Origin of the sequence: Dermacoccus sp. BD5, from assembly GCF_044878485.1 — a bacterium.
GTDB lineage: Bacteria > Actinomycetota > Actinomycetes > Actinomycetales > Dermatophilaceae > Dermacoccus > Dermacoccus nishinomiyaensis.
Genome location: NZ_JANJER010000020.1, coordinates 1 through 21674, shown reverse-complemented (window position 1 = coordinate 21674; position 21674 = coordinate 1). Strand labels below are relative to the sequence as shown.

The window sequence follows — 21674 nt, the reverse complement described above, 5'->3', positions numbered from 1 at the left end:
GGGAGCCCGCCGTCGGGCGTCATGTGTGTCGTGCCTGCAGCCTGGGCCTCACAGGGCCGAGGCCTGGTCGTCGCTGACGTCCATCCAGGCCGGACGCTCATGCTTCTCCTTGCGTGCACGCCACGCGTCGAGTGCGAGGGCTAGCCCTGCGCTGCCGAAGAACAGCACGATGAGCGGCACTGCCATGAGGAACATCGTGTAGACGTCCGGCGTCGGCGTCATGATGGCCGCGAAGGCCACTGCGATGATGACGGCGAAGCGCCACCCCTTGAGCATGATCCGGCCCTTGAGCACGCCGACCGCGTTGAGTGCCAGCAGCAGGATCGGCAGCATGAACGTCAGCCCGAACGACAGGATGAAGCGGGTGACGAACGAGAAGTACATCCCGCCGTCGGCGAAGTTGGCCGCGCCGCGCGGCGTCGCACTGATGAACATCTCGACGGCGTTGCCGAAGGTCAGCGACCCCATGTAGACGCCGCAGGCGAACAGCACGATCGCTGAGGCGACGAAGATGCGGCCGACGCGCTTTTCCCGCGGCGTCAGGCCGGGCACGAGGAAGGCCCAGATCTGCCACAGCCACACGGGCGCCGCGAGGATGAGGCCGGCCCACGCCACGACCTTCAACTTGAGGTTGAACGGCGCCGTGACGGCGTTGAACGCGACCTCGACGTGCGCCTCGGGGTGGGCGTGCTGGTAGTCGCGGAACGGCTGCTCGATGAAGTCGTAGATGTTCTGGTAGTAGTGCCAGCCGATGATGCAGCACAGCAGGATCGCGACGCCGGCGACGATCGCGCGGTTGCGGAATTCGCGCAGATGGTCGCCGATGGACATCCGCGCTTCGGGGTTGTCCTTGCGTCGTCCGAAGATTGCCACGAGCGAACGGGATCCGATCAGACGTCGTTGCGGTGCGCGTCGGTGCGCGTCACGGGGTCACCGGAGTGGACCGGGTTGCCGTTGGCGTCGTGCACCGGGTTCGCCGTCTCACCCTCGACGGTGGCGCCGGAGGCCTTCGACCGGTTGCTCTCCGTCTTCATCTCGTCGATCTCGCTCTTGAGGATGCGCGAGCTGCGCCCGAGGCTGCGCGCCATGTCGGGCAGCTTCTTCCAGCCCAGGAGCACGACGATGACGAGCACCAGGATGAGCAGTGACGCGGGGTGTTCGAGCAGGTTTTTCATGGCCAGTCCTTGAGTCCCGGGAGTTTCCGGCGCGGCGGCAGCCGCATGGTCGTCGTTCACTCTAGTGGATCGCGCCAAGACGACCACACCTCGGCCTGGGAGTCCAAGCGCAGGTCGCGCTGCCGTTCGCGGGCCCGCTGACGCTCGCCTCGCCAGTGCGAGGCCGGCTTGTTCCACGCGAGATCGTCGACGCCCTGCGTGACGAGCGCCGCACTGTTCTCGGCGGCGGATCGCTGCTCGGCGAGGTTGCGCGCCTCGTCGAGACGCGACCAAGCCTCGGACGTCGTGCGGGCGAAGTCGCGCGCGTGCGGCCACACGCGCCAGCATCGCCAGGCGAGGTAGGCGACGGCCGTGACCCAGAAGATCGCCCAGAACAGCAGCCACATCCACCACGTCACGGCACGGTGCCCCCGAGCATCTCGGCGTAGGCGTCGAGGGCGCGGCGGGCCTCGTCGGCGACCTGCGCCCGCACCGCGGCAGGCGCGAGCACCTGGGCGTCCCGGCCGAGCTGCAGCAGCAACCGGCGCAACCAGCGCCCGTCGCCGAGGACGAGCGAGACGTCTGCGTGCTCGCCGTCGTCGGATCGTTCGACGTCGAAGCACGGGTAGTAGTCGATGATCCAGAACGCGGCCTGCTGCACCCGCAGACGCACCTGCGGCGCGTCGGGGCTGGGGGCGAAGAAGCCGCGCGAGAGATCGGTGCGCTGCGCGTCCTGCGGGATCTCGGCCCGGACATCGAGGAGCTCGACGCTCTCGATGCGGTCGAGACGGAACGTGCGCATGCCCTCGGCGCGACGGCACCACCCTTCGAGGTACCAGTGGCCGTCGGAGGTGAACAGGCGCAGCGGGTCGACGTCGCGCTCCGTCACCTCGTCCCGGGCGGGCGCAAGGTAGCGCAGGTGCACCCGATGTGCGCGGCGCACAGCGTCCTGCAGCGTGCTGAGCACCTGCTCACCATCGCGTTCGAGGCTGACGTGGACGCGTGCGGCGCCGCTCTCCCCCGTCGCCTCGCTCAGCTTGGCGAGGGCGCGATCGACGGCGTCGCGCTCCTGCAGCCCGGGCACATCGAGCAGCGTGCGCAGCCCGACGGTGAGGGCGAGCGCCTCGTCGCGGGTGAAGCGCAGCGGTTTGGCGATGGCGTCGGCGTTGCGGATGTAGACACGCCCCTGCTCCCACTCGGCCTCGATGAGGTCGTCGGGCATGTGGCCGGGTGTGCCGCAGACGAAGAGCAGTTCGAGGTCGGCCTCGATCTGCGCGCGGCTGACGCCGAGGGTGCGGGCCGCCTCCTCGATGTCGATGCCCTGACGGTTCATCAGCCACGGCACCATCGTGAGCAGCCGTGACAGGCGCGTCGTCGCCGCTTCGGAGTTGATCGGCCCCGAGTTGATCGACCCCGAGCTGATGGAAACCGTGTCGGCGGACCCAGAGTCGATCGCCCCAGAGCGGGCGGCCTTGTCAGTGCGGGCGTTCATGGTGCAGTCTCCGCCGTCTGGGCTTCATAGGCGCCCCGCAGGCGCGCCATGACACGGTCGCGCAGCTCGTCGGGCTTCTCCACGAGCACATCGGCGCCGAAGGAGACGACTTCGTCGGCGAGTACGCCGGGGTCGGCGTACTCGATGTCGATGAGCTGCCACGTCTCGTCGATGACGCCGACGGTGCGGGCGCGCCGCACGAGCGAGAGTCCTCGCCCCGCGCGCACCCGCAGCACGGCGGGCGCCCAGTCGGGGGCGCGCTCGGTGCGTTCGATGAGTGCACTCGTGTCGTGATCGTCCGGCACCTCGTAGGCGCCCGGCTTGCCGACGAGTCGCACCGGGCCCTCGATGCGCGAGAGACGGAAGACGCGCGGCGCGTCACGGTCGGTGTCGAACCCGGCAACGTACCAATGACCCCGACGGTTCGTCACCGTCCACGGCTGAACGTGGCGCGCAGCGCTCTCCCGCCCGGCCGCGCGGTAGGTGAACGTGATGGCGCGCCGCGTCATCACCGCGTCCTTGACGGCGTCGAAGGCGGGTTCGCTGGTGCGGATACGAGGTTCGAGGCCGACGACCGATTCGACGTCGGGGCTGATGTCGAGCGCCTCGAGCTTGCGCATCGCCGCCGCCGCAGGGCCGGCGAGGCTGGCCTGCTGCCACGCACGCGAGGCGAGGCCGAGGACAGCGAGTTCGTCGGCGTCGAAGTGCAGGTCGGGCAGCTCGTACTCACGCTTGTCGATGCGGTAGCCGATCTCGTCCTCGAACAGGATGTCGATGGGTTCGGCGCGCAGCGGGATGCCGAGCTCACGCAACTCGTCCTTGTCCCGCTCGAACATCCGGTCGAAGGCTTCGTCGTTCGGTGCCTCGGTGTACGGGCGCACGGCCTGACGGATGGCGTCCTTCGTCAGCGGCCTGCGCGTGTAGAGCAGCGCGATGACGAGGTTGAGCAGGCGCTCGGTCTTCGCCTCCGGGGTGGGTCGTGCTGCCACGCTCGCTCCTTCGTCGCTGTCGGGTCTGACGCCGTGGTCCTGCTGCAGAGCCTACCCTCTCATTCGCACAGGTGTGCGATTGGCGGCACTCCTCCCCGCGTGATGGCCGCGGGCAAGCAGAACGGGGTGAGCACCAATGGCACTCACCCCGTCTTGTTGCTCAGGCCGAACCCACTCGCGGGACGACCAGAGTGGCGAAGGCGACCTCAGCGGAGGCCGAAGGAGCGTCCAGCGCCGGGCTTGTTCGTCGAGACGAGGTCGACGACGAAGATCAGCGTCTCGTTCGGGCCGATCGAGGCACCCGCGCCGCGCTCGCCGTAGCCGAGCGCCGGCGGGATGATGATCTTGCGGCGGCCGCCGACCTTCATGCCGAGCAGGCCCTCGTCCCAGCCCTGGATGACCTGGCCGACGCCGGCGGTGAACTCCAGCGGCTCGCCGCGGTTCCACGAGGCGTCGAACTCCTCGCCGGTCGACCAGGAGACGCCGACGTAGTGCGCCTTGATGATGTCGCCGGCCTCGACGGTGGCGCCGTCACCAACGGTGATGTCCTCGACGACGAGTTCCGCCGGCGGGGTGTCACCGGGGAAGTCGATCTCGGGCTTGGTCGTCTTGGGGTCGAAACCCATGGTTGCTCCTTCGAGAAAGTGTCGCTGACAGGCTCAGCGTGTCAGTTGGCGGCGAGGATGTCGACGACGAACACGAGGGTGTCGGTGCCCTTGATGCCCGCCTGCTGGTTGCCGTCCTTGCCATAGCCCTCGGACGGCGGCACGACGACGAGCACGCGGCTGCCGACCTTCTGGCCGACGAGCGCCTTGTCCCAGCCGGTGATGACCTGGCCCTTGCCGATGACGAACACCGACGGCTTGCCACCGTCGTTGTGCTTCGCGGTGGCGTCGAAGATCGTCGACGTGCCCCAGATCTGGCCGGTGTAGCTGACGGCGACCGAGTCGCCGGAGGCGACCTTCTTGCCGTTGCCCTCGATGAGGGTGGCCGTCTTGAGACTCGTCGGGGCCTTCGCGCCCTTGGCGACGGTGATGCTCGCCTGCTTGCCCTGGCCGGCGGGGACGCTGACCTTCGGCATGTCGGCGGGCGCGTCCTTGGTCGTGCCCTGGGCTTCCTTGAGCGGCGTGTCGGTGGCCTTGATCTCCATGTAGAGCACGAGGTTGTCGTTCGCGCCGACACCGATCTTCACGTTGCCCGCGGCACCGAAGCTGTCCTTCGGCGGCAGGGAGACGACGAGCTTCGTCCCGGCCTTCTGGCCCTTCAGGGTGCTGATGATGCCCGGCAGGTTGTTGTTGTCGCTCATGTTGAAGCTGGGCACGGTCTCACCGAACGTCGAACCGATCGTCTTGCCGGTCGTGCCGTTCACCATGACGAAGTTGGCCTTGACGATGTCGTTGTCGCCGACCGTCTTGCCGGAACCCTGCGTCAGGATCTTCGGCTTCGTGCTGCTCGTGCCGAACGGCAGCTTGTCCTTCGGGATCGAGACGGTGGGCTTCGCAGCGTCCTTCGTGTCGACCTTGACGTCGTCGAGGTTGCCCTTCGTCGCGGGTGCGGACAGCCCGCTCGACGACGACGGTGACGATGCGTTCGACGACGCGCTGGCGCCGGAGGAGCCGCTCGAGCTCTTGGAGGCCTTCGAGTCGTCGTTGCCGCATCCGGCCAGGAAGACGATGGGCAGAGCGGCCAGGGCAAGCAGACGCTTGGGGGAAGTCACAGCAGAGGATCCTCGCGCGATGGGTGACAGGTCGTCCGCCACGATAACCCGCGTGGGGTGTGCTTTGCCTGGCAAGGGCCTGTGCGTCCGAGCCCGCAGGCGTCTCAGACGGGCGTCGTCAGGCTCTCGACGAGACGATCGACGCGGGCATCGGTGGCGAGGAACGGATCCTTGCACATGAGCGTGCGGCCGGCTTGGTCGTTGAGCTTGAGGTGCACCCAGTCGACGGTGAAGTCACGCCCCGCCTCACGCGCGGCCCTGACGAAATCGCCGCGCAGCTTCGCGCGTGTTGTTTGTGGCGGCGTCGTCATGGCCTCGGTGACGCGGGCGTCGTCGACGATGCGTCGCACGCGTCCAGCCTTCTCGAGCAGGCCGAACACGCCGCGTCCGGCGCGGATGTCGTGGAACGTGAGGTCGAGTTGGGCGAGCTTCGGGTCGTCCAACTCGAGGCCCTGACGCGCCGCGTAGTCGGTGAGCAGCTTGCGCTTGATGACCCATTCGATCTCGGTCTCGATGCCGGTGAAGTTCTGCGATTCGACCGCCTCGAGGGTGCGCCCCCACAGGTCGAGGACGTCCGCGATCGCCGGGTCGGGGTCGCCCTCGCGCTCGACGAACGCCGTCGCGCGCGCGAGGAACATGTGCTGCATCGCGAGGGCCGTCATGCTCGTGCCGCCCTGCAGCTCGATGACGCACTGGCCGGTGGGGTCGGCGGAGACGTCGCGGATCGCCTGGATCTGGTTGGCGAGGTGCAGGCGCGGGAAGCTCTCCCCCGCCTCGATCATGCGCAGCACGAGGTGGGCGGAGCCGACCTTGAGCAGCGTCGTCGCCTCGCTCATCGTCGAGTCGCCGACGATGACGTGCAGGCGACGGTAGCGCGCCGAGTCGGCGTGCGGTTCGTCGCGGCTGTTGATGATGGGGCGTGAGCGCGTCGTCGCGCTCGAGTAGCCGTCCCAGATGTGCTCGGCGCGCTGCGTCAGGTTGAACACGGTGCGCCCGTCACGCACGAGCAGCTTGCCGGCGCCCGCGACGAGCTGGCGGGAGACGAGGAACGCGACGAAGATCTCCGCGATGCGGTTCATGTCGGCGCCGCGATCGAGCAGTAAGTTCTCGTGGCAGCCGTAGGAGTTGCCCGCCGAGTCGGTGTTGTTCTTGAAGACGTAGATTGTGCCGTCGACGCCGTCCTCCGCCAGGCGCGCCTGGGCGTCGCTCGTCATGTCGTCGAGGATGCGCTCGCCGGCGCGATCCTGGGCGACGAGATCAAGCAGCGAGTCGCACTCGGCCGTCGCGTACTCGGGGTGCGCGCCGACGTCGAGGTAGAGGCGCGAGCCGTTGTCGAGGAAGACGTTGCTCGAACGCCCCCACGCGACGACCTTGCGGAACAACGCGCGGCTCACCTCGTCAGGCGTCAGGCGACGCTGACCGTTCGTCGTCGCGGTGACGCCGAACTCCGTCTCGATGCCGTAGATGCGGCGTTCCATGGCTGCTCCTGCTCGTCTGACTGGCTGCTGAGGTCGTGACTGGACGCGGTGTCTGGGCCGCTCGCGGTGGTGTCGCGTTATGGCGTTATCGCGTCAACCCTGCGTCGGGCGCGTAGCCCGCGGCGTCACTCGCCGCCCTTCTGCACGAACCCGGAGACGAACTCGCTCGCGTTGGTCTCGAGCACGCCGTCGATCTCGTCGAGCATCGAGTCGATGTCGCTCGTCGACGACGCCGCCTGCACCTGGCCGGCGTCTGCGCCTGCCTCGAACTCGTCGTCGCCCTTGCCGCCGGCGTTCTTGAACTGCTGATCGCTCATCGTTGCTCCTCGAAATGACGTCGCTGGTTGCTGTTCGCCACCCTATCGCCGCCCGAACGCCGGAGTGCTCGTTGCACGAGTAATGCGCATCTGCAGGAGGAATGAGCGGCACAAACCCCGTGCACGTGCACAATTCTCGAGCAGCTGTGCCACCACGTCGCGCAGCCCGCCCCGATCGCTCACTCCACGACGAGGTCGGGCCCGACCTGAGCGATGAGGTGCGCGACGTCGGCGTCGAACCAACCGCGGGTCTGCTCGGCGCTGCCGGCGAGTGGCTCGGGCAGGCGGATGCGCGTGTAGCTCGAGGGCTGCCTGGTGCGGTAGACCATCCCGTCCCACGACGCGGAGGCGACGTCGCTGCCGAACGCCTCGATGCTCTTGCCGCGCAACCATGCTCGCGTGTCGCGCGGGGGCTCGACGACGGCGCGCGCGACGTCCTCGTCACTGACGACGCGGGTGAAGCGACCGGCGCGTTCGAACGTGTGGAACAGGCCCTTGTCGGCGCGCACGTCGGACCACTGGATGTCGAGCGCGCGCAGACGCGGGTCGTCCCACCCGACATCATGGCGTGTCATGAACGCCTCCATGACGCTCTTCTTCGCCACCCAGTCGAGGTCGGCCGCGAGGCTCATGGGGTCGCGACGCAGCCCGCCGAGGACGCGCCCCCAGTGCTCGAAGACCTCGCGCGTCTGCTCCTCGACCGGGTCGTCGCCGCGCCGCTGCCACCACGTGTGCGTGGCATCGCGGTACGCCTCGAGGATGTCGAGCGCGCTCATCGCGCGGCCGTCGACGAGGTCCAGCGGCTCGGCGAGCGTCAGGTCGTGACTGACGGCACGCATCGACGTGACCGGTCGCGCGAGGACGATCCGCGGCAGGGCCTCGTCCTCGAGGGCGCCGAGCACGAGGCTCGTCATGCCCATCTTGAGCAGGTTCGCGACGTCGGCGTGGTTGGCGTCGCCGACGATGACGTGCAGGCGGCGATACTTGCGGTGGTCGGCGTGCGGCTCGTCGCGCGTGTTGATGATGGGACGCTTCAACGTCGTCTCGAGACCGACCTCGGCCTCGAAGAAGTCGGCGCGCTGAGTGAGCTGGAAACCGGCCCGCTCGCTCTCGGTGCCGATGCCGACGCGGCCGCTGCCGGTGACGACCTGACGAGCGACGAAGAACGGCGTCATGCCCGCGACGACGCGCGCCCACGGCACGTCGCGGCGCAGCAGGTAGTTCTCGTGCGTGCCGTACGAGGCGCCCTGACCGTCGGTGTTGTTCTTGTACAGCTGCGTCGGGCCGTCCTCGTCGTCTGCGAGCAACGCCGCCGTGCGCCGCATGATGACCTCGCCCGCGCGGTCGTACGCGACGGCGTCGCGGGGCGTCGTCACTTCCGGCGAGCTGTACTCGGGGTGGGCGTGGTCGACGTACAGGCGCGCGCCGTTCTTGAGCACGACGTTGGCGAAGCTCGGGTCGATGTCGTCGGTCAGCTGGCTCTCGTGCGCGACCTCGCGAGCGATGTCGTAGCCGCGCTGATCGCGCAACGGCGACTCGTCGCTGTAGTCCCACCGACTCTGCGCCGCGTTGAGGCCGACGTCGTTCGCGTAGGCGCGCACGACGAGGCCCGACAGCACCATCGGCGTCGTCCGTTGATCGCCGGGGCGCAGCACGCCGTACTCGGTCTCGATGCCCATGATGCGCTGAACCGTCATGGCGCCACCCTAGTGATGTTGCCCGGGATTCCGAGTGCCCGCGCCCGAAATCGCGGGCAACATCGGCGGGTCAGAGGGTGATGTCGGCGCTCACCGGTTCGGTCAACACGGTGACGCTCGCGGCGGCTGTCGCGTCGTGCTCGGCATCGAGAGCGGCGACGACGTAGCGCCCGCCCGGCGGCAGCGGCATGACGTAGCGGCCCTCGCCGTCGGTGAGCGTGTCGGCGTGGTACTCGCCCGAGTGCTTGATGAGCGTCACCGGCACCTGCGCGGCCGGCGAACCGTCGCTGCGCCGCACGACGCCCGTGAGCTGCAGCGGGTCGACGAGGCTCAACTGCGGCAGACCGGGGCCCGTGACCTCGACGATCCGCGAGCGTGTGGCCCAGCCCTCGGCGGAGGCGACGAGTACGTAGCGTCCCGCGCCGGGCAGGGCGAGGCGGTAGCACCCGTCGTCGTCGACGCGCCCCCAGTCGAGGTGCGCGCCGTCGCTGGCGAGCGCCGTCACGACGCCGCGGCGTACGGGGTGGCCGTCGAGGCCGACGAGCGTTCCGGTCGCGACGATCTCGCGGCTGTCGCCACCACGCACGGCGTCCTTGTCGGCGCTCGCCGGGGCGGGATGCGTCGCGGGGGTGGCGCTCGGCGCGCTTGCGGACGCGGGCTGCGCCGTCGGCACGAACGCAGCGACGATGGCGGAGGCGAGCGCCGCGATGGCGGCCATGACGAAGACGGCCTTGAACGCGGCGAGCTTCGGCAGGTCGTGCCCGTCGACGTGCATCGCCATGTTCGTCAGGATCGCCGCGACGGCGGCGGACGACGTCGACGTGCCGATCGAGCGCAGCAGCGTGTTGAGGCCGTTCGCGGACGCGGTCTCTGTCAGCGGCACCGACCGCATGATGAGTGTCGGCATCGCGGCGTACGCGAACGCTGTCGCGGCGCTGCACAGCGTGGCGCCGAGCACGACCTGCCACACCGCGCCGGTGAGGAAGACGCGCAGCGTGTACGACGCGGCAAGGCCGAGCGCGCCGGCGAGCAGTGTCGTGCGGGCGCCGAAGCGCTTCGTGACGGCGGCGCTCGCGGGCGACAGCACGACCATCGCGAGGCCACCGGGCAGCATCGCGACGCCCGCGGCGATGACGGACATGCCGAAGCCGTACCCGGTGATCTCGGGCATCTGCAGCTGCTGCGTCGTCGTCATCATGTTGGCGTACATGGCGAAGCCGACGAGCAGGCTCGCGGCGTTCGTCACCAGCACGGGGCGTCGCGCCGAGGTGCGCAGATCGACCATCGGCGAGTTGTGACGCAGTTCGTGCGGCGCCCAGACGGCGAACAGCGCGATGCTCGCGGCGAACAGGAGCAGGACGCGCTCGCTCCCCCAACCCCACTGCCCGCCCTTGGTGATGGGCACGAGCAGGCACAGCAGCGCCGCCGACAGCAGCACAGCGCCGACGAGGTCGAAGCGTCCGCGCGAGGTGACCTTCGATTCGGGCACGACGAGCGCGACGGCCGCGAACATGAGGCTCGCGGAGAAGACCGACACCCAGAACACCATGTGCCAGGAGAAGTGTTCGACGAGGAAACCGGCGAGCGGCAACCCGATCGCGGAGCCGATGCCGAGGGTCGCGCTCATCGTCGCGACGGCGCCGCCCACCTTCTCGCGTGGCAGCTCGTCGCGCAGGATGCTGATGCCGATCGGGATCATCGACGCGCCCACGCCCTGGAACGTGCGCGCGACGACGAGCGCGCCGAGCCCCGAACCGATACCACCGATGACCGAGCCGACGATGACGAAAGCCAGCGACACGAGCATGATCTTCTTCTTGCCGACCATGTCCGCCAGGCGCGCCAGGATGGGCGTCGCGACGGCGCCCGCGAGCAGCGTCGCGGTGACGAGCCATGAGGTGTTGTCGGCGCTCGTGTGCAGCAGCGTCGGCCACTCGGGGATGAGCGGGATGACGAGCGTCTGCTGCAACGCGACGACGGTGCCGGCGATGCACAGGACGGCGGCGATCAGGCTCTGACGCGACGAGCCCGCACCGGAGCGGGCCGAGGGCTCGGCGTGGGCGGGCGAGTGACGGCTGGGCACGAAGCTCCTCGGGCGACGACTATTGAATTGACAATAAATATAGTCGATGTTGTCCGGGTTCCGCGGCGTCCGCGCTGCTAAACCCGGGCAAGATCGGCGGATACGGTGGGGTCATGCTTGCTCTCGCGCCGCTTCTCGACCTGCTCGTCGTCCTCGTCTTCGCCGCCGTCGGACGGCGCAACCACGGCGAGGCCGACGCCCTCACCGGCATCGTGACGACGGCGTGGCCGTTCGTCGTGGGAGCGATCGTCGGATGGATCGTCCTTGTCGTCATGAAGCGATTGCCGGGGCGCTCGCTGACGTCGGGAGTGATCGTGTGGCTGACGACGGTCTTCGTCGGAATGATCCTGCGTCAGGTTTCCGGGCACGGCACGGCCGTCGCGTTCGTCATCGTCGCGCTGGCGTTCAACGGCGCGTGCATGCTCGGCTGGCGTCTCGTCGCGCGCGGGCTGGAACGTCGCCGCGCTTGACTCCCCGTTCGGGAATCACCGCAGCGATACGGCACCTCGCGTCCTCGCCCGCATGGCGCCGGACGAAGCCGAGCTGGAACGCGGCGTCGCGCGGCTCGTCGAGGTGCTGCGGGACTGACCCGTGGCGACGCGTGAGTCAGTTCTTGTCCGCGAGCGTGCGGATGTTGACGATGCGCTCACCGCGGCGGCCGGACACGCGGGCCCAGTCGTCGGGGTTGCTCGTGCCGGGCAGATCCTCGTTCTCGCGGAACTCGTCACGGCACGCCTGACGCACGTGCTCCGCGCGAATACCGCGCTCGTCGGAGGTGATGAGGGCCTTGATCGCGGCCTTCTTCGCGCGGTCGACGATGTTCTGGATCATCGCGCCGCTCGCGAAGTCGGCGAAGTACAGCACCTCGCGCGAACCGTCCGCGTACGTCGCCTCGAGGTAGGCGTGCGCGTCGTCGCGGGCATACAACTCCCCCGCAGCGATGTCGATGAGCGACGCCGCAACCTTCGACGGATCGCCGTCGTGCGCGGCGATTTCGTCGGCGTGGAACGGCAGGGCCGGCGTCAGATACTTGCCGAAGATGTCGCGCCCGGCGACCTCGTCGGGGCGTTCGATGCGAATCTTGACGTCGAGGCGCCCCGGGCGCAGGACGGCCGGGTCGATCATGTCCTCGCGGTTGCTCGCGCCGATGACGATGACGTTCTCGAGGCTCTCGACGCCATCGATCTCGGCGAGCAGCTGCGGCACGATCGTCGTCTCGACGTCCGAGCTGACGCCGGCGCCACGGATGCGGAACAGTGACTCCATCTCGTCGAAGAACACGACGACGGGCGTGCCCGAACTCGCGACCTCGCGCGCTCGCTGGAACAGCACGCGGATGTGACGCTCCGTCTCGCCGACGTACTTGTTGAGCAGCTCCGGGCCCTTGATGTTGAGGAAGTAGCTCGTCGCGTCCGAGTTGCCCTGCTTCGCCGCGACCTGCTTCGCGAGCGACGCGGCAACCGCCTTGGCCACCAACGTCTTTCCGCACCCAGGCGGGCCATAGAGCAGCACGCCCTTCGGTGGACGCAGGTGGTGCTCGGCGTACAGATCGGCGTGCAGGAACGGCAACTCGACGGAGTCGCGGATCGTCTCGATCTGCCCGGCGAGGCCCCCGATGTCGGAGTAGTCGATGTCGGGCACCTCCTCGAGCCCGAGGTCGGAGACCTCGGCGCGCGTCAGCCGTTCGAGCACGAAACCGCTCTTGGCCTCCATGAGCAGCGTGTCGCCGGGACGCACAGTCACGTCCGCGAGCGGCCCGGCGGTACGGACGACACGTTCCTCGTCGTTGCCCGTCGCGACGAGCAGGCGGCCGTCCTCGAGCGTCTCCTTGAGCGTGACGGTCTCGCCTGCGCGCTCGAACCCGACGACCCTGACGATGTTCATGGCCTCGTTGACCATGACCTCCTGGCCGGGCACGAGCTCCTCGATCGTGATCGCGGGCGAGAACGACACGAGCATCTTTCGGCCCATGTAGAAGATGTCGGCGCTGCCGTCGTCATGCGCCGCGATGACGGTGGCGTAGTTGTTCGGCGGCTGCGCGAGACGTTCGATCTCACCCTTCATCGACGCGATCTGGTCGCGCGCATCCTTGAGCGTGCGCACGAGACGCTCGTTCTGCGACGACACCGTCGTCAACTGCGAACGCAGCCGCAGGACGTCGGCGGGCGACGTCGCGCCTGATGACGTGTCGTTCGAGGACGACGTCCGGTCCGTCGGGTCGAACTTCGGGCCGCTCATCACCGTTTCCTTCGCCTTCGGGGTGCTCGTCAGAGCCGTCTGGCTCCTCGTGCGCACCGAAGCGCGGCCCGAGCAGCCACTCGTTCCACCCTATCGACCTGCGCACACCCGCGACGACGAACGAGCACGACCCAAGTGGATCGTGCTCGTTCGACGAGGCTCTGATGGCTGGCTCGTGCCTCGATGACGACGTCTGAGACGACCCTCGCGTCAGTCCTGATCGGTTGCGACGGGCGCCTCGGCGTTCTCTGCGGCAGCATCCGGTTCAGCAGCGACGGACGTCTCCGCGTCGGCGGCCGAGCCGGCGCTCGCCTGCGCCACCGAAGCGGCGTCAGAGCCCGCCGGCCCGGCCGACTCAGGGGCGCGTGCGGTGTCATCGCCCGCGAGCGCCTGTGCCGTCGGGGTGTTCTCGAACGAGCGCACGAGCTTGCGCATCTTCTTGTCGGAGACGGGGCGTTCGCCGACGGCTTCGGGTGTCCACGCGTCGTCGGGCGTGGGCTCCGGGGCGCTGGCGGGAGCGCCGTCGTCACCGTAGGCACCCTTGGCAGGGCGGCGCTTGACGAGCGGCGCGGCGACGCCGTCGGCGAGGCGGCGCGTGGAGATGAGGAAGCCGGTGTGGGCGTGCATGCGGTGCTCGGGGCGCACGGCGAGGCCTTCGAGGTGCCAGCCGCGCACGAGGCTCTCCCACGCGTTCGGCTCGGTGAAGCCGCCGTGATCGCGCGCGGCCTCGGCGACGCGCGACAACTGCGTCGCGGTCGCGACGTAACAGATGAGCACGCCGCCGGGCGCGAGCGCCTCGTGAACGACGTCGAGGCACTCCCAGGGCGCGAGCATGTCGAGCACGACGCGGTCGATCGTGCCCGACTCGACGGTCTGCGGCAGCGCCTCGACCAGGTCGCCGACGGTGATGCTCCACGCCGGGTGGTCGACGCCGAAGAACTCGCGCGCGTTGCCCGCGGCGATGGCGGCGAAGTCCTCGCGACGCTCGAACGAGTACAGGCGCCCGTCCTCACCGACGGCGCGCAGCAGCGACATCGACAACGCGCCCGAACCGACGCCCGCTTCGACGACGCGTGCGCCGGGGAAGATGTCGGCCATCGTGACGATCTGCCCGGCATCCTTCGGATAGACGACGGCCGCGCCGCGCGGCATCGACATGACGTAGTCGCTCAGCAGCGGACGCACCGCGAGGTACTCGACGCCCGCCGTGTTCGTCACCGTCACCGCATCGGGCGAACCGATGAGGTCGTCGTGCTTGATGTGACCGCGGTGGGTGTGGAACTGCTTGCCGGGCGTCAGCGTGATCGTGTGCATGCGCCCCTTGGGGTCGGTGAGCTGGATGCGCTCGCCCTCCCGGAAGGGGCCGCGGCGGTAATCGGCGCCGGTCGACGGGGCGGGGGTCTGATCGCTCTCGCTCATGGGGAGCAAGTCTAGGCGCCCCGCGGCATGGTGCCGCTCTCGTTCGCGTGACGCTGCATCGCACGCTCAAGGTCGGCGAGCGTCGCGATGCCGACCAGTCGCAGCGCGACCGGGGAGTCGGCAGCTGCGGGCTGCCCTTCCACCGGCATGCTGACGGTGACGACACCCGGCGTCGGATCGCCCTCGAACGCGGGCAGGATCGCCATCACGTCGTCCTGCGGTGATGAGATGACGGCGCCCGCATGCGGCAGCAGGGCCTCTCCGAGGGCGCTCGCGGGCACGTGTGGGCGCTGATCCACGGGCACCCGCACGTGCGCACCGGGCGCGACGAGGGCGCTCGCGGCGCCGTCTGCGTCGATGAGGACGATCGTGTCGCCCGTCTCCGGCAGCGCCGCGACGGGCGTGCTCGCGGGGACGGCGACGGCGGGGCGGATGACGTCGGCGACTCGGATGCCGCCGAGGAACTCGCGGTTGATGCCGACGTTTACGGCGACGCTCGCGCCGCGCCAGAGGAACGAGGCGATGAACAGCAGCCACACGAGGCTCCACAACGAGCCGGGCGCGCGTACGAACCCGAGCACGGCCCACGCGGCCACGCCGATGGCGACGATGCGTCCGCACCAGCCGGCGGCCTTCATGCCCGTGGCGCGGTTGCCCGTCAGCTTCCACACGAGCGCGTCGACGAGGAACCCACCGTCGAGCGGCAGACCGGGCAACGCGTTGAACGCCGCGACGAACGCGTTGCTCCACGCGAACGCCCCGAGCAGCAGCGGCACGGCGCCGTCGCCGTCACTCGCGCGGTGGCCGAGGAAGCCGATCACCGCGAGCGCCGCGTTCGACAGCGGCCCGACGGCGGCGACGAGCGCGCTGCGTCCGGGCGTCGCGTCGGGGGTGTCGTAGCTCGTGTGGCCGCCCATGAGGTCGGCGACGATGTGCGTGACGCGGTAATGGCAAGCCTGTGCGACGAGGGCGTGCGCCGCCTCGTGGACGAGCACGCTGAGCAGCAGCAGCAACGCGTACCCGATGCCGACGACGTACGCGCCGAAACCCCATTCGGGGTGCAGCGAGGCGACCTGCGGGCCGAAGATCGCGACGATGATGACGGCGATGATCGGCCACGTGCGTCCGATGTAGACGGGCACGCCGCGCAGCGAGGCGATCTTGAGGCCGGGTGTGGGCTCGGGCATGCCCCAAGACTATGTGGGCCTCGTGCGCCGGGCCGATTAGACTTCTCGGATGCCCGCTTCGTTGTCTCCGTCGCGCGCCTCGGACTTCATGCAGTGCCCCCTGCTCTATCGCTTCCGCGTCATAGACAAGCTGCCGGAGTCGCCGAGTGCGGCAGCGTCGCGGGGGACGCTCGTCCATTCGGTGCTCGAGCGCATCTTCGACGTCGACGCCCCGAAGCGCACGCTCGAGCGGGCGCTCGACCTCGTCCCCCATGCCTGGGAGGACATGCTCACCGACGAACCGGAGCTGGCCGAACTCGCGGGCAGCACACCGCACGATCTCGCGGCGTGGCTGCGTGATGCGGAGAAGCTCGTCGAGAAGTGGTTCGCGATGGAGAACCCGCAGTTCCTCGAACCCGCCGAGCGCGAGCTCTACGTCGAGGCCGACCTCGACGGGCTGACGTTGCGCGGGTACATCGACCGCCTCGACGTCGCTTCCGGCGGGCAGATCCGCGTCGTCGACTACAAGACGGGACGGTCGCCGTCGGAGCTGTTCGAGGGCAAGGCGTTGTTCCAGATGAAGTTCTACGCGCTCGTCATCTGGCGCACGCGGGGCGTCATGCCGCTCATGCTGCAACTCGTCTACCTGGGCAACAGTCAGTTCCTGCGTTATCAACCCGACGAGGCCGACCTGCTCGCGCTCGAACGCAAGCTCAAGGCGCTGTGGCGCGCGATCGAGCGCTGTGCTCAGACGGGTGACTGGCGGCCCAAGAAGTCGCGCTTGTGCTCGTGGTGCGATCACAAGGCGCTCTGCCCGGAATGGGGCGGCACTCCCCCGCCGCTGCCCGAACACGCGGCGCGTCTCGCGCTCGATCCCCGCGCCACCGGCGACCTCGGAGACGTCGATGACGACTGAAGGATGACCGTTCGGGCCGGTCGTCGAAGCGGCAGCCACCGTCCGAGTTGCGCGTTGCGGGCATCTATCGCCTCCTGCACTGCGTCCGCCCCCGCGACGAGGCTGACGACAACCGCTCATTCACCAACGTCCATCGAATGTGGACGAAAATCGCAGATGGGTACGGGAGTCGCGGTTGGGCCGCGCAGGGCCAGGGTCACCGGGGGCGCAGCTGGAATAACCGGCCGCGCCGTCCCGTTCCGCAAGTAGTTGCATTTTCAACTACATGAATGCATGGATCAAGGGAGGCCCTCATGCAGTTCGGCATCTTCACCGTCGGTGACGTCACGACGAACCCGACGACAGGGCGCACCGTCAGCGAGCACGAGCGCATCGCGAACACCGTCGAGATGGCGAAGCTCGCCGACGAGGTGGGCCTCGACGTCTTCGCCACGGGCCAGCACCACAACCCGCCGTTCGTCGCACCGGCCAACCCGGCCGTGCTGATGGCGAACCTCGCGGTGGTGACGAAGAACATCATCCTGTCGACGTCGACGACGCTCATCACGACGACGGACCCGGTGCGCATCGCCGAGGACTACGCCTACGCGCAGCATCTCGCCGGCGGCCGCGTCGACCTCATGCTGGGGCGCGGCAACACCGGCCCGGTCTACCCGTGGTTCGGCAAGGACATCCGCGACGGCATCCCGCTCGCCATCGAGAACTACGCGCTGCTGCGCCGCCTGTGGAACGAGGAGAACGTGACGTGGGAGGGCAAGTTCCGCACACCGCTGCAGGGTTTCACCTCGACGCCGCGCCCGCTCGACGACATCGCGCCGTTCGTCTGGCACGGCTCGATCCGCAGCCCCGAGATCGCGGAGCAGGCCGCCTACTACGGTGACGGTTTCTTCCACAACCACATCTTCTGGCCGCCGCAGCACGCTGCGCAGATGGTGCAGTTCTACCGGGAGCGCTTCGAGCACTACGGTCACGGCCGGGCGCAGGACGCGATCGTCGGCCTCGGTGGGCAGGTGTTCATGGCCGAGTCGAAGGCGAAGGCGATGGAGACGTTCCGCCCCTACTTCGATCACGCGCCGGTCTACGGCGGGGCGGGTTCGTTGGAGGACTACACGCGTCAGACGCCGCTGACGGTCGGCACGCCGGACGAGGTCGTCGAGGCCACGCTCGGCTTCCGCGACTACGTCGGTGACTACCAGCGTCAGCTGTTCCTCATCGACCACGCCGGGTTGCCGCACGCCGAGGTCATGCACCAGATCGAGCTGCTCGGCACGAAGGTCGTGCCGCAGCTGCGCGCCGAGATGGACGTCCGACGCGCCGCCGGCGTGCCTGATGCCCCGACGCATGCCAGCCTGCTGGCTGCGCGCGCTGCCCAGACGACCGACACGCCCTCGGCTGACGCCGGGCAGATGGGCCGCGTCGAGGCAGGTGTGCCGCGCGCTCCGAAGACCGACGACGTGACGGGAACGCGCGCCGAAGACCGTTGAGCATCAGCCCGGTTCGCCGACAACTCGGCTGACCGGGCCGGCGGGCGACGCCGGCGGCGGCGTTCGGCCCAAACTCAGAACAACGAGACGAAGGAGACACGATGACGAACTGGACGGCACGCCTCGCCGTGATCAGCGGTGGGCTGAGTGAGGAATCGTCGACGCATCGTCTCGCCCAGCTGCTGAGCGACGCGGTTGTCGAGAGTGCGCGGAAGCAGGGCAGCGAGGTCGTCGTCGAGCGGATCGACCTGCGGGCGCTGGCGCACGACATCACGACGGCGTCGTTGACGGGGTTCGCTCCCCCGGCGCTCGCGGACGCCTACGAGGTACTGGGCGCGGCCGACGCCGTGGTCGCGGTGACGCCGACGTACAAGGCGAGCTTCACGGGCTTGTTCAAGTCGTTCTGGGACGCGACTGCAGGCGGCGTGCTGAGCGGCGTGCCCGTCATCGTCGGCGCGACGGGCGGTTCCGCCCGACACTCACTGGTGACGGACACCGCGTTGCGACCGCTGTTCGCGTACATGAAGGCGCTCGTCATGCCGACGGCCGTCTACGCCGCGCCCGACGACTGGGCCAGGCGAGGCCTGGAAGCGCGTGCGAGCGAGGCTGCGGATGAGTTGACGCAGCAGCTAGAGCGCATGCTCGGCGGAGCAGACGTGGTGGTGAACGGCGGTTCTGACGCGCGCGTGTCCAAGAATGGGGAAGCGCCGAGAACATCGTCGAACTCGGTTCGTACGCTTGCCGAGACGCGAAATCGGGCGCGCGATCCGTTCGTCGCGGTGCCGACGATGGAAGAGATGTTGCACGGCTGAGCACGACTCGTGACCGGAGGGGTGGGGGGGGGGGGGGGGGGGCCGGGCCGGGGCCCCCCCGCCGGGGGGGGGGGGGGGGGGGGGGGGGGGGGGGGAGGGGGGGGGGGGGGGGGGGGGGGCCGCCCCCCCCCCCCCCCCCCCCCGCCCCCCCCCCCCCCCCGCCCCCCCCCCCCCCCCCCCCCCCCCCCCCCCCCCCCCCCACCCCTCCGTCACGTTCGTCTGCCGGGATGTGCCATAGTCAGAAGCGTCCTTCGTGGGAGTCCTGAGAACAGGGCTGAGAGGGAGCTGATACTGCTCCGACCGCTACCCGACCTGACCCGGATCATGCCGGCGCAGGCAGCCAAGGAGACCCTATGGTCGCTCATCCTCCGTTCGGTGCCGACGTTCGTCGACGCCTGCTGCGTGGGGTCTTGCCGTGCCTTCGTCCGATCCGAAGGAGGCACCATCATGACGACGTTCAACTCCCGCGACCTCGCGGCCACCACCGACCGAGCAGCCACGTCGCCGGCGTCGGCCCCCGTTCAGACGCGCGCAACCACCCCCGCTGACGGATCGGACGCTCGCCGCAAGCAGTACCGCGACGCGGACGGCCTGCGCGTGCCCTACACCGAGGTCATCCTCGACAACTCCCCCGGCACCGGCGCGGCCAACGCTCCCGTCGAGCTGTACGACACCTCCGGCCCGGGCAGTGACCCCGAGGTCGGGTTGTCGCCCCTTCGCGCCGAGTGGATCGCCGCACGGGACGACGTCGAGACGTACGCCGGCCGAGAGCGCACCCTGCTCGACGACGGCCGTTCGGCCGTCCGACGCGGTGAGGCGAGCCACGAGTGGCGCGGTGAACGTCGCGCACCGCTGCGCTCCAAGGACGGTGCCGTCGTCACCCAGATGCATTACGCCCGCAAGGGATTGATCACCCCCGAGATGCGATTCGTCGCCGCGCGCGAGAACTGCGCCGTCGAACTAGTGCGCGACGAGGTCGCCGCCGGACGCGCGATCATCCCCGCCAACGTCAACCACCCGGAGAGCGAGCCGATGATCATCGGGCGTCGCTTCCTCGTCAAGGTCAACGCGAACATCGGAAACTCGGCCGTGACGTCGTCGATCGCCGAGGAGGTCGACAAGCTGACGTGGGCGACGACGTGGGGCGCCGACACCGTCATGGACCTGTCGACCGGTGACGACATCCACACGACGCGCGAGTGGATCATCCGCAACTCCCCCGTCCCGATCGGCACCGTGCCGATCTACCAGGCCCTCGAGAAGGTCAACGGTGAGGCCGACAAGCTGACGTGGGAGATCTTCCGCGACACCGTCATCGAGCAGTGCGAGCAGGGCGTCGACTACATGACGATCCACGCCGGCGTGCTGCTGCGCTACGTGCCGATGACGGCCGAGCGCATCACGGGCATCGTCAGCCGCGGCGGCTCGATCATGGCCGGCTGGTGTCTCGCGCACCACGAGGAGAACTTCCTCTACACCCACTTCGACGAGCTGTGCGAGATCTTCGCCCGCTACGACGTCGCCTTCTCCCTCGGTGATGGCCTGCGCCCCGGCTGCACCGCCGACGCCAACGACGAGGCGCAGCTTTCCGAGCTGCGCACCCTCGCCGAGCTGACGAAGCGGGCATGGCGGTTCGACGTCCAGGTCATGGTCGAGGGCCCCGGGCACGTGCCGCTCGACCTCGTCGAGGAGAACGTGCGCCTGCAGCAGGAGTGGTGTGACGGCGCGCCGTTCTACACGCTCGGCCCGCTCGTCACCGACGTCGCACCCGGCTACGACCACATCACTTCCGCAATCGGCGCGACGACGATCGCGATGGGTGGCACCGCGATGCTGTGCTACGTCACGCCGAAGGAGCACCTCGGGCTGCCGAACCGTGATGACGTCAAGACCGGCGTCATCACGTACAAGCTCGCGGCGCACGCCGCCGACGTCGCGAAGCGCCACCCCGGCGCGCGGGCGTGGGATGACGCGTTGAGCAAGGCGCGCTTCGAGTTCCGTTGGAACGACCAGTTCAACCTGTCGCTCGACCCCGACACCGCGCGCGAGTTCCACGACGAATCGCTGCCCGCCGAGGCGGCGAAGACGGCACACTTCTGCTCGATGTGCGGGCCGAAGTTCTGCTCGATGCGCATCAGCCAGGACGTGCGCGACCGCTTCGGTGACGCCGGCGCCCAGCAGCGCGTCGTCAGCGAGAGCGAGGCCCGTGAGGGCATGCAGCAGATGTCGAAGACGTTCGTCGAGCTCGGACGCAGCGTCTACGTCGAACCCGACACCGCCGACGCCTTGGCAACCCCCACGCCCCAGGACTGACGGGTTCGCAACGGTGGGGGGTGGAGCAACTCGACTCCGCCCCTCACCGACTCTTGTCTCCGCCCCATCTGCGATCTACGTCCACATTCGCGAACGGCGGTGGATGTCAACCTGTGGTGAGTCACTCAGGGCCGGGATGGTTGATTCCGGCCCACGCTTTCGGGGCGGGCACTGGCGCGCGGTGGCCGCGGAAACGTTCGGGGTGACGCGCCTGGTAGTAGGCGAGGCTGACTTGGCGGCGCGCGTGCAGCATCTTCCACGACCCGTCGTGCACCTGCGCGGGCGTGTACAGCGCGATCCCACTGTGGTGGTGGGCATGGTTGTACCAGTGCACGTGCTGCGCGACGTACGTGCTCGCCTCCACCAGCGACGCGAACACGCCCGGATACGACGCCCGAT

19 protein-coding genes, 1 pseudogene and 1 riboswitch are annotated in these 21674 nt (G+C 69.2%); of the genes and pseudogenes, 5 read left to right on the top strand and 15 right to left on the bottom strand.

All coding sequences use genetic code 11. The annotated features are described in order from the left end of the window. Positions 1-48 precede the first annotated feature (48 nt). From tatC to NQ706_RS12295, 11 genes are all read right to left on the bottom strand, one after another. Positions 49-873 carry a twin-arginine translocase subunit TatC gene (gene tatC / locus NQ706_RS12345; RefSeq protein ID WP_038568108.1) on the bottom strand — a complete coding sequence of 275 codons (825 nt, stop codon included), beginning with the start codon at positions 871-873 and terminating at the stop codon, positions 49-51. A 17-nt stretch (positions 874-890) separates the two neighbouring features. Continuing rightward, a complete protein-coding gene (tatA, locus tag NQ706_RS12340; RefSeq protein ID WP_006947258.1) occupies positions 891-1175 on the bottom strand; it encodes a Sec-independent protein translocase subunit TatA in 285 nt (94 codons plus the stop codon). A 56-nt stretch (positions 1176-1231) separates the two neighbouring features. Beyond that, positions 1232-1573: a hypothetical protein gene (locus NQ706_RS12335; protein ID WP_006947226.1), complete on the bottom strand. Its 342-nt coding sequence runs from the start codon at positions 1571-1573 to the stop codon at positions 1232-1234. Beyond that, positions 1570-2646, bottom strand: coding sequence for a YafY family protein (locus tag NQ706_RS12330; RefSeq protein WP_081873656.1), 1077 nt, complete (start codon positions 2644-2646; stop codon positions 1570-1572). Before NQ706_RS12330 ends, NQ706_RS12335 begins: the two co-directional genes overlap by 4 nt. Continuing rightward, positions 2643-3635 (bottom strand): YafY family protein, encoded by a 993-nt coding sequence (locus NQ706_RS12325; protein ID WP_038568111.1) that lies wholly within the window; start codon positions 3633-3635, stop codon positions 2643-2645. Before NQ706_RS12325 ends, NQ706_RS12330 begins: the two co-directional genes overlap by 4 nt. 206 nt (positions 3636-3841) lie before the next feature. After that, entirely contained in the window at positions 3842-4261 is a 420-nt protein-coding gene (locus NQ706_RS12320; protein WP_006947303.1) for an FKBP-type peptidyl-prolyl cis-trans isomerase, read from the bottom strand. 41 nt (positions 4262-4302) lie between these two features. Then, positions 4303-5352, bottom strand: a complete 1050-nt coding sequence (locus tag NQ706_RS12315; RefSeq protein ID WP_038568115.1) for an FKBP-type peptidyl-prolyl cis-trans isomerase — start codon at positions 5350-5352, stop codon at positions 4303-4305. Positions 5353-5456: 104 nt separating this feature from the next. Beyond that, entirely contained in the window at positions 5457-6830 is a 1374-nt protein-coding gene (gene pafA / locus NQ706_RS12310) for a Pup--protein ligase (RefSeq protein WP_038568118.1), read from the bottom strand. A gap of 125 nt (positions 6831-6955) precedes the next feature. After that, positions 6956-7147 carry a ubiquitin-like protein Pup gene (locus tag NQ706_RS12305; protein ID WP_038568121.1) on the bottom strand — a complete coding sequence of 64 codons (192 nt, stop codon included), beginning with the start codon at positions 7145-7147 and terminating at the stop codon, positions 6956-6958. A 179-nt stretch (positions 7148-7326) separates the two neighbouring features. Next, positions 7327-8844 (bottom strand): depupylase/deamidase Dop, encoded by a 1518-nt coding sequence (dop, locus tag NQ706_RS12300; RefSeq protein ID WP_038568123.1) that lies wholly within the window; start codon positions 8842-8844, stop codon positions 7327-7329. 70 nt (positions 8845-8914) lie between these two features. Beyond that, positions 8915-10927 carry an MFS transporter gene (locus tag NQ706_RS12295; protein ID WP_038568126.1) on the bottom strand — a complete coding sequence of 671 codons (2013 nt, stop codon included), beginning with the start codon at positions 10925-10927 and terminating at the stop codon, positions 8915-8917. A gap of 113 nt (positions 10928-11040) precedes the next feature. Between NQ706_RS12295 and NQ706_RS12290 the strand changes: the two genes are divergently transcribed. Then, the gene (locus NQ706_RS12290) at positions 11041-11397 is read left to right on the top strand and encodes a DUF3054 domain-containing protein (protein ID WP_038568128.1); all 357 of its coding nucleotides are present in this window, start codon (positions 11041-11043) and stop codon (positions 11395-11397) included. A gap of 136 nt (positions 11398-11533) precedes the next feature. Here NQ706_RS12290 and arc read toward each other — a convergent pair whose 3' ends face one another. From arc to NQ706_RS12275, 3 genes are all read right to left on the bottom strand, one after another. After that, a complete protein-coding gene (arc, locus tag NQ706_RS12285) occupies positions 11534-13165 on the bottom strand; it encodes a proteasome ATPase (protein WP_038570884.1) in 1632 nt (543 codons plus the stop codon). Positions 13166-13375: 210 nt separating this feature from the next. Next, on the bottom strand, positions 13376-14584 hold the full coding sequence (locus tag NQ706_RS12280; protein ID WP_038570887.1) for a tRNA (adenine-N1)-methyltransferase: 1209 nt from the start codon (positions 14582-14584) through the stop codon (positions 13376-13378). 11 nt (positions 14585-14595) lie between these two features. Then, on the bottom strand, positions 14596-15771 hold the full coding sequence (locus NQ706_RS12275) for a site-2 protease family protein (protein ID WP_051805880.1): 1176 nt from the start codon (positions 15769-15771) through the stop codon (positions 14596-14598). Positions 15772-15820: 49 nt separating this feature from the next. On the opposite strand from NQ706_RS12275, the gene NQ706_RS12270 reads away from it, so the two are divergent. The 4 genes from NQ706_RS12270 to thiC all read left to right on the top strand — a co-directional run bounded on the left by NQ706_RS12270 (position 15821) and on the right by thiC (position 21275). Further along, a complete protein-coding gene (locus NQ706_RS12270) occupies positions 15821-16666 on the top strand; it encodes a PD-(D/E)XK nuclease family protein (protein ID WP_038568131.1) in 846 nt (281 codons plus the stop codon). Between the two features lie 293 nt (positions 16667-16959). Continuing rightward, the gene (locus NQ706_RS12265; protein WP_038568133.1) at positions 16960-18150 is read left to right on the top strand and encodes a CE1758 family FMN-dependent luciferase-like monooxygenase; all 1191 of its coding nucleotides are present in this window, start codon (positions 16960-16962) and stop codon (positions 18148-18150) included. Positions 18151-18251: 101 nt separating this feature from the next. Further along, a complete protein-coding gene (locus NQ706_RS12260; RefSeq protein WP_051805882.1) occupies positions 18252-18962 on the top strand; it encodes a CE1759 family FMN reductase in 711 nt (236 codons plus the stop codon). A 243-nt stretch (positions 18963-19205) separates the two neighbouring features. Continuing rightward, a riboswitch (TPP riboswitch) is annotated at positions 19206-19320 on the top strand. Positions 19321-19409: 89 nt separating this feature from the next. After that, positions 19410-21275, top strand: a complete 1866-nt coding sequence (gene thiC, locus NQ706_RS12255) for a phosphomethylpyrimidine synthase ThiC (RefSeq protein WP_038570895.1) — start codon at positions 19410-19412, stop codon at positions 21273-21275. A 121-nt stretch (positions 21276-21396) separates the two neighbouring features. On the opposite strand, the pseudogene NQ706_RS12250 reads toward thiC, so the two are convergent. Then, a pseudogene (locus NQ706_RS12250) lies at positions 21397-21674 on the bottom strand (IS3 family transposase); the annotation flags it as partial.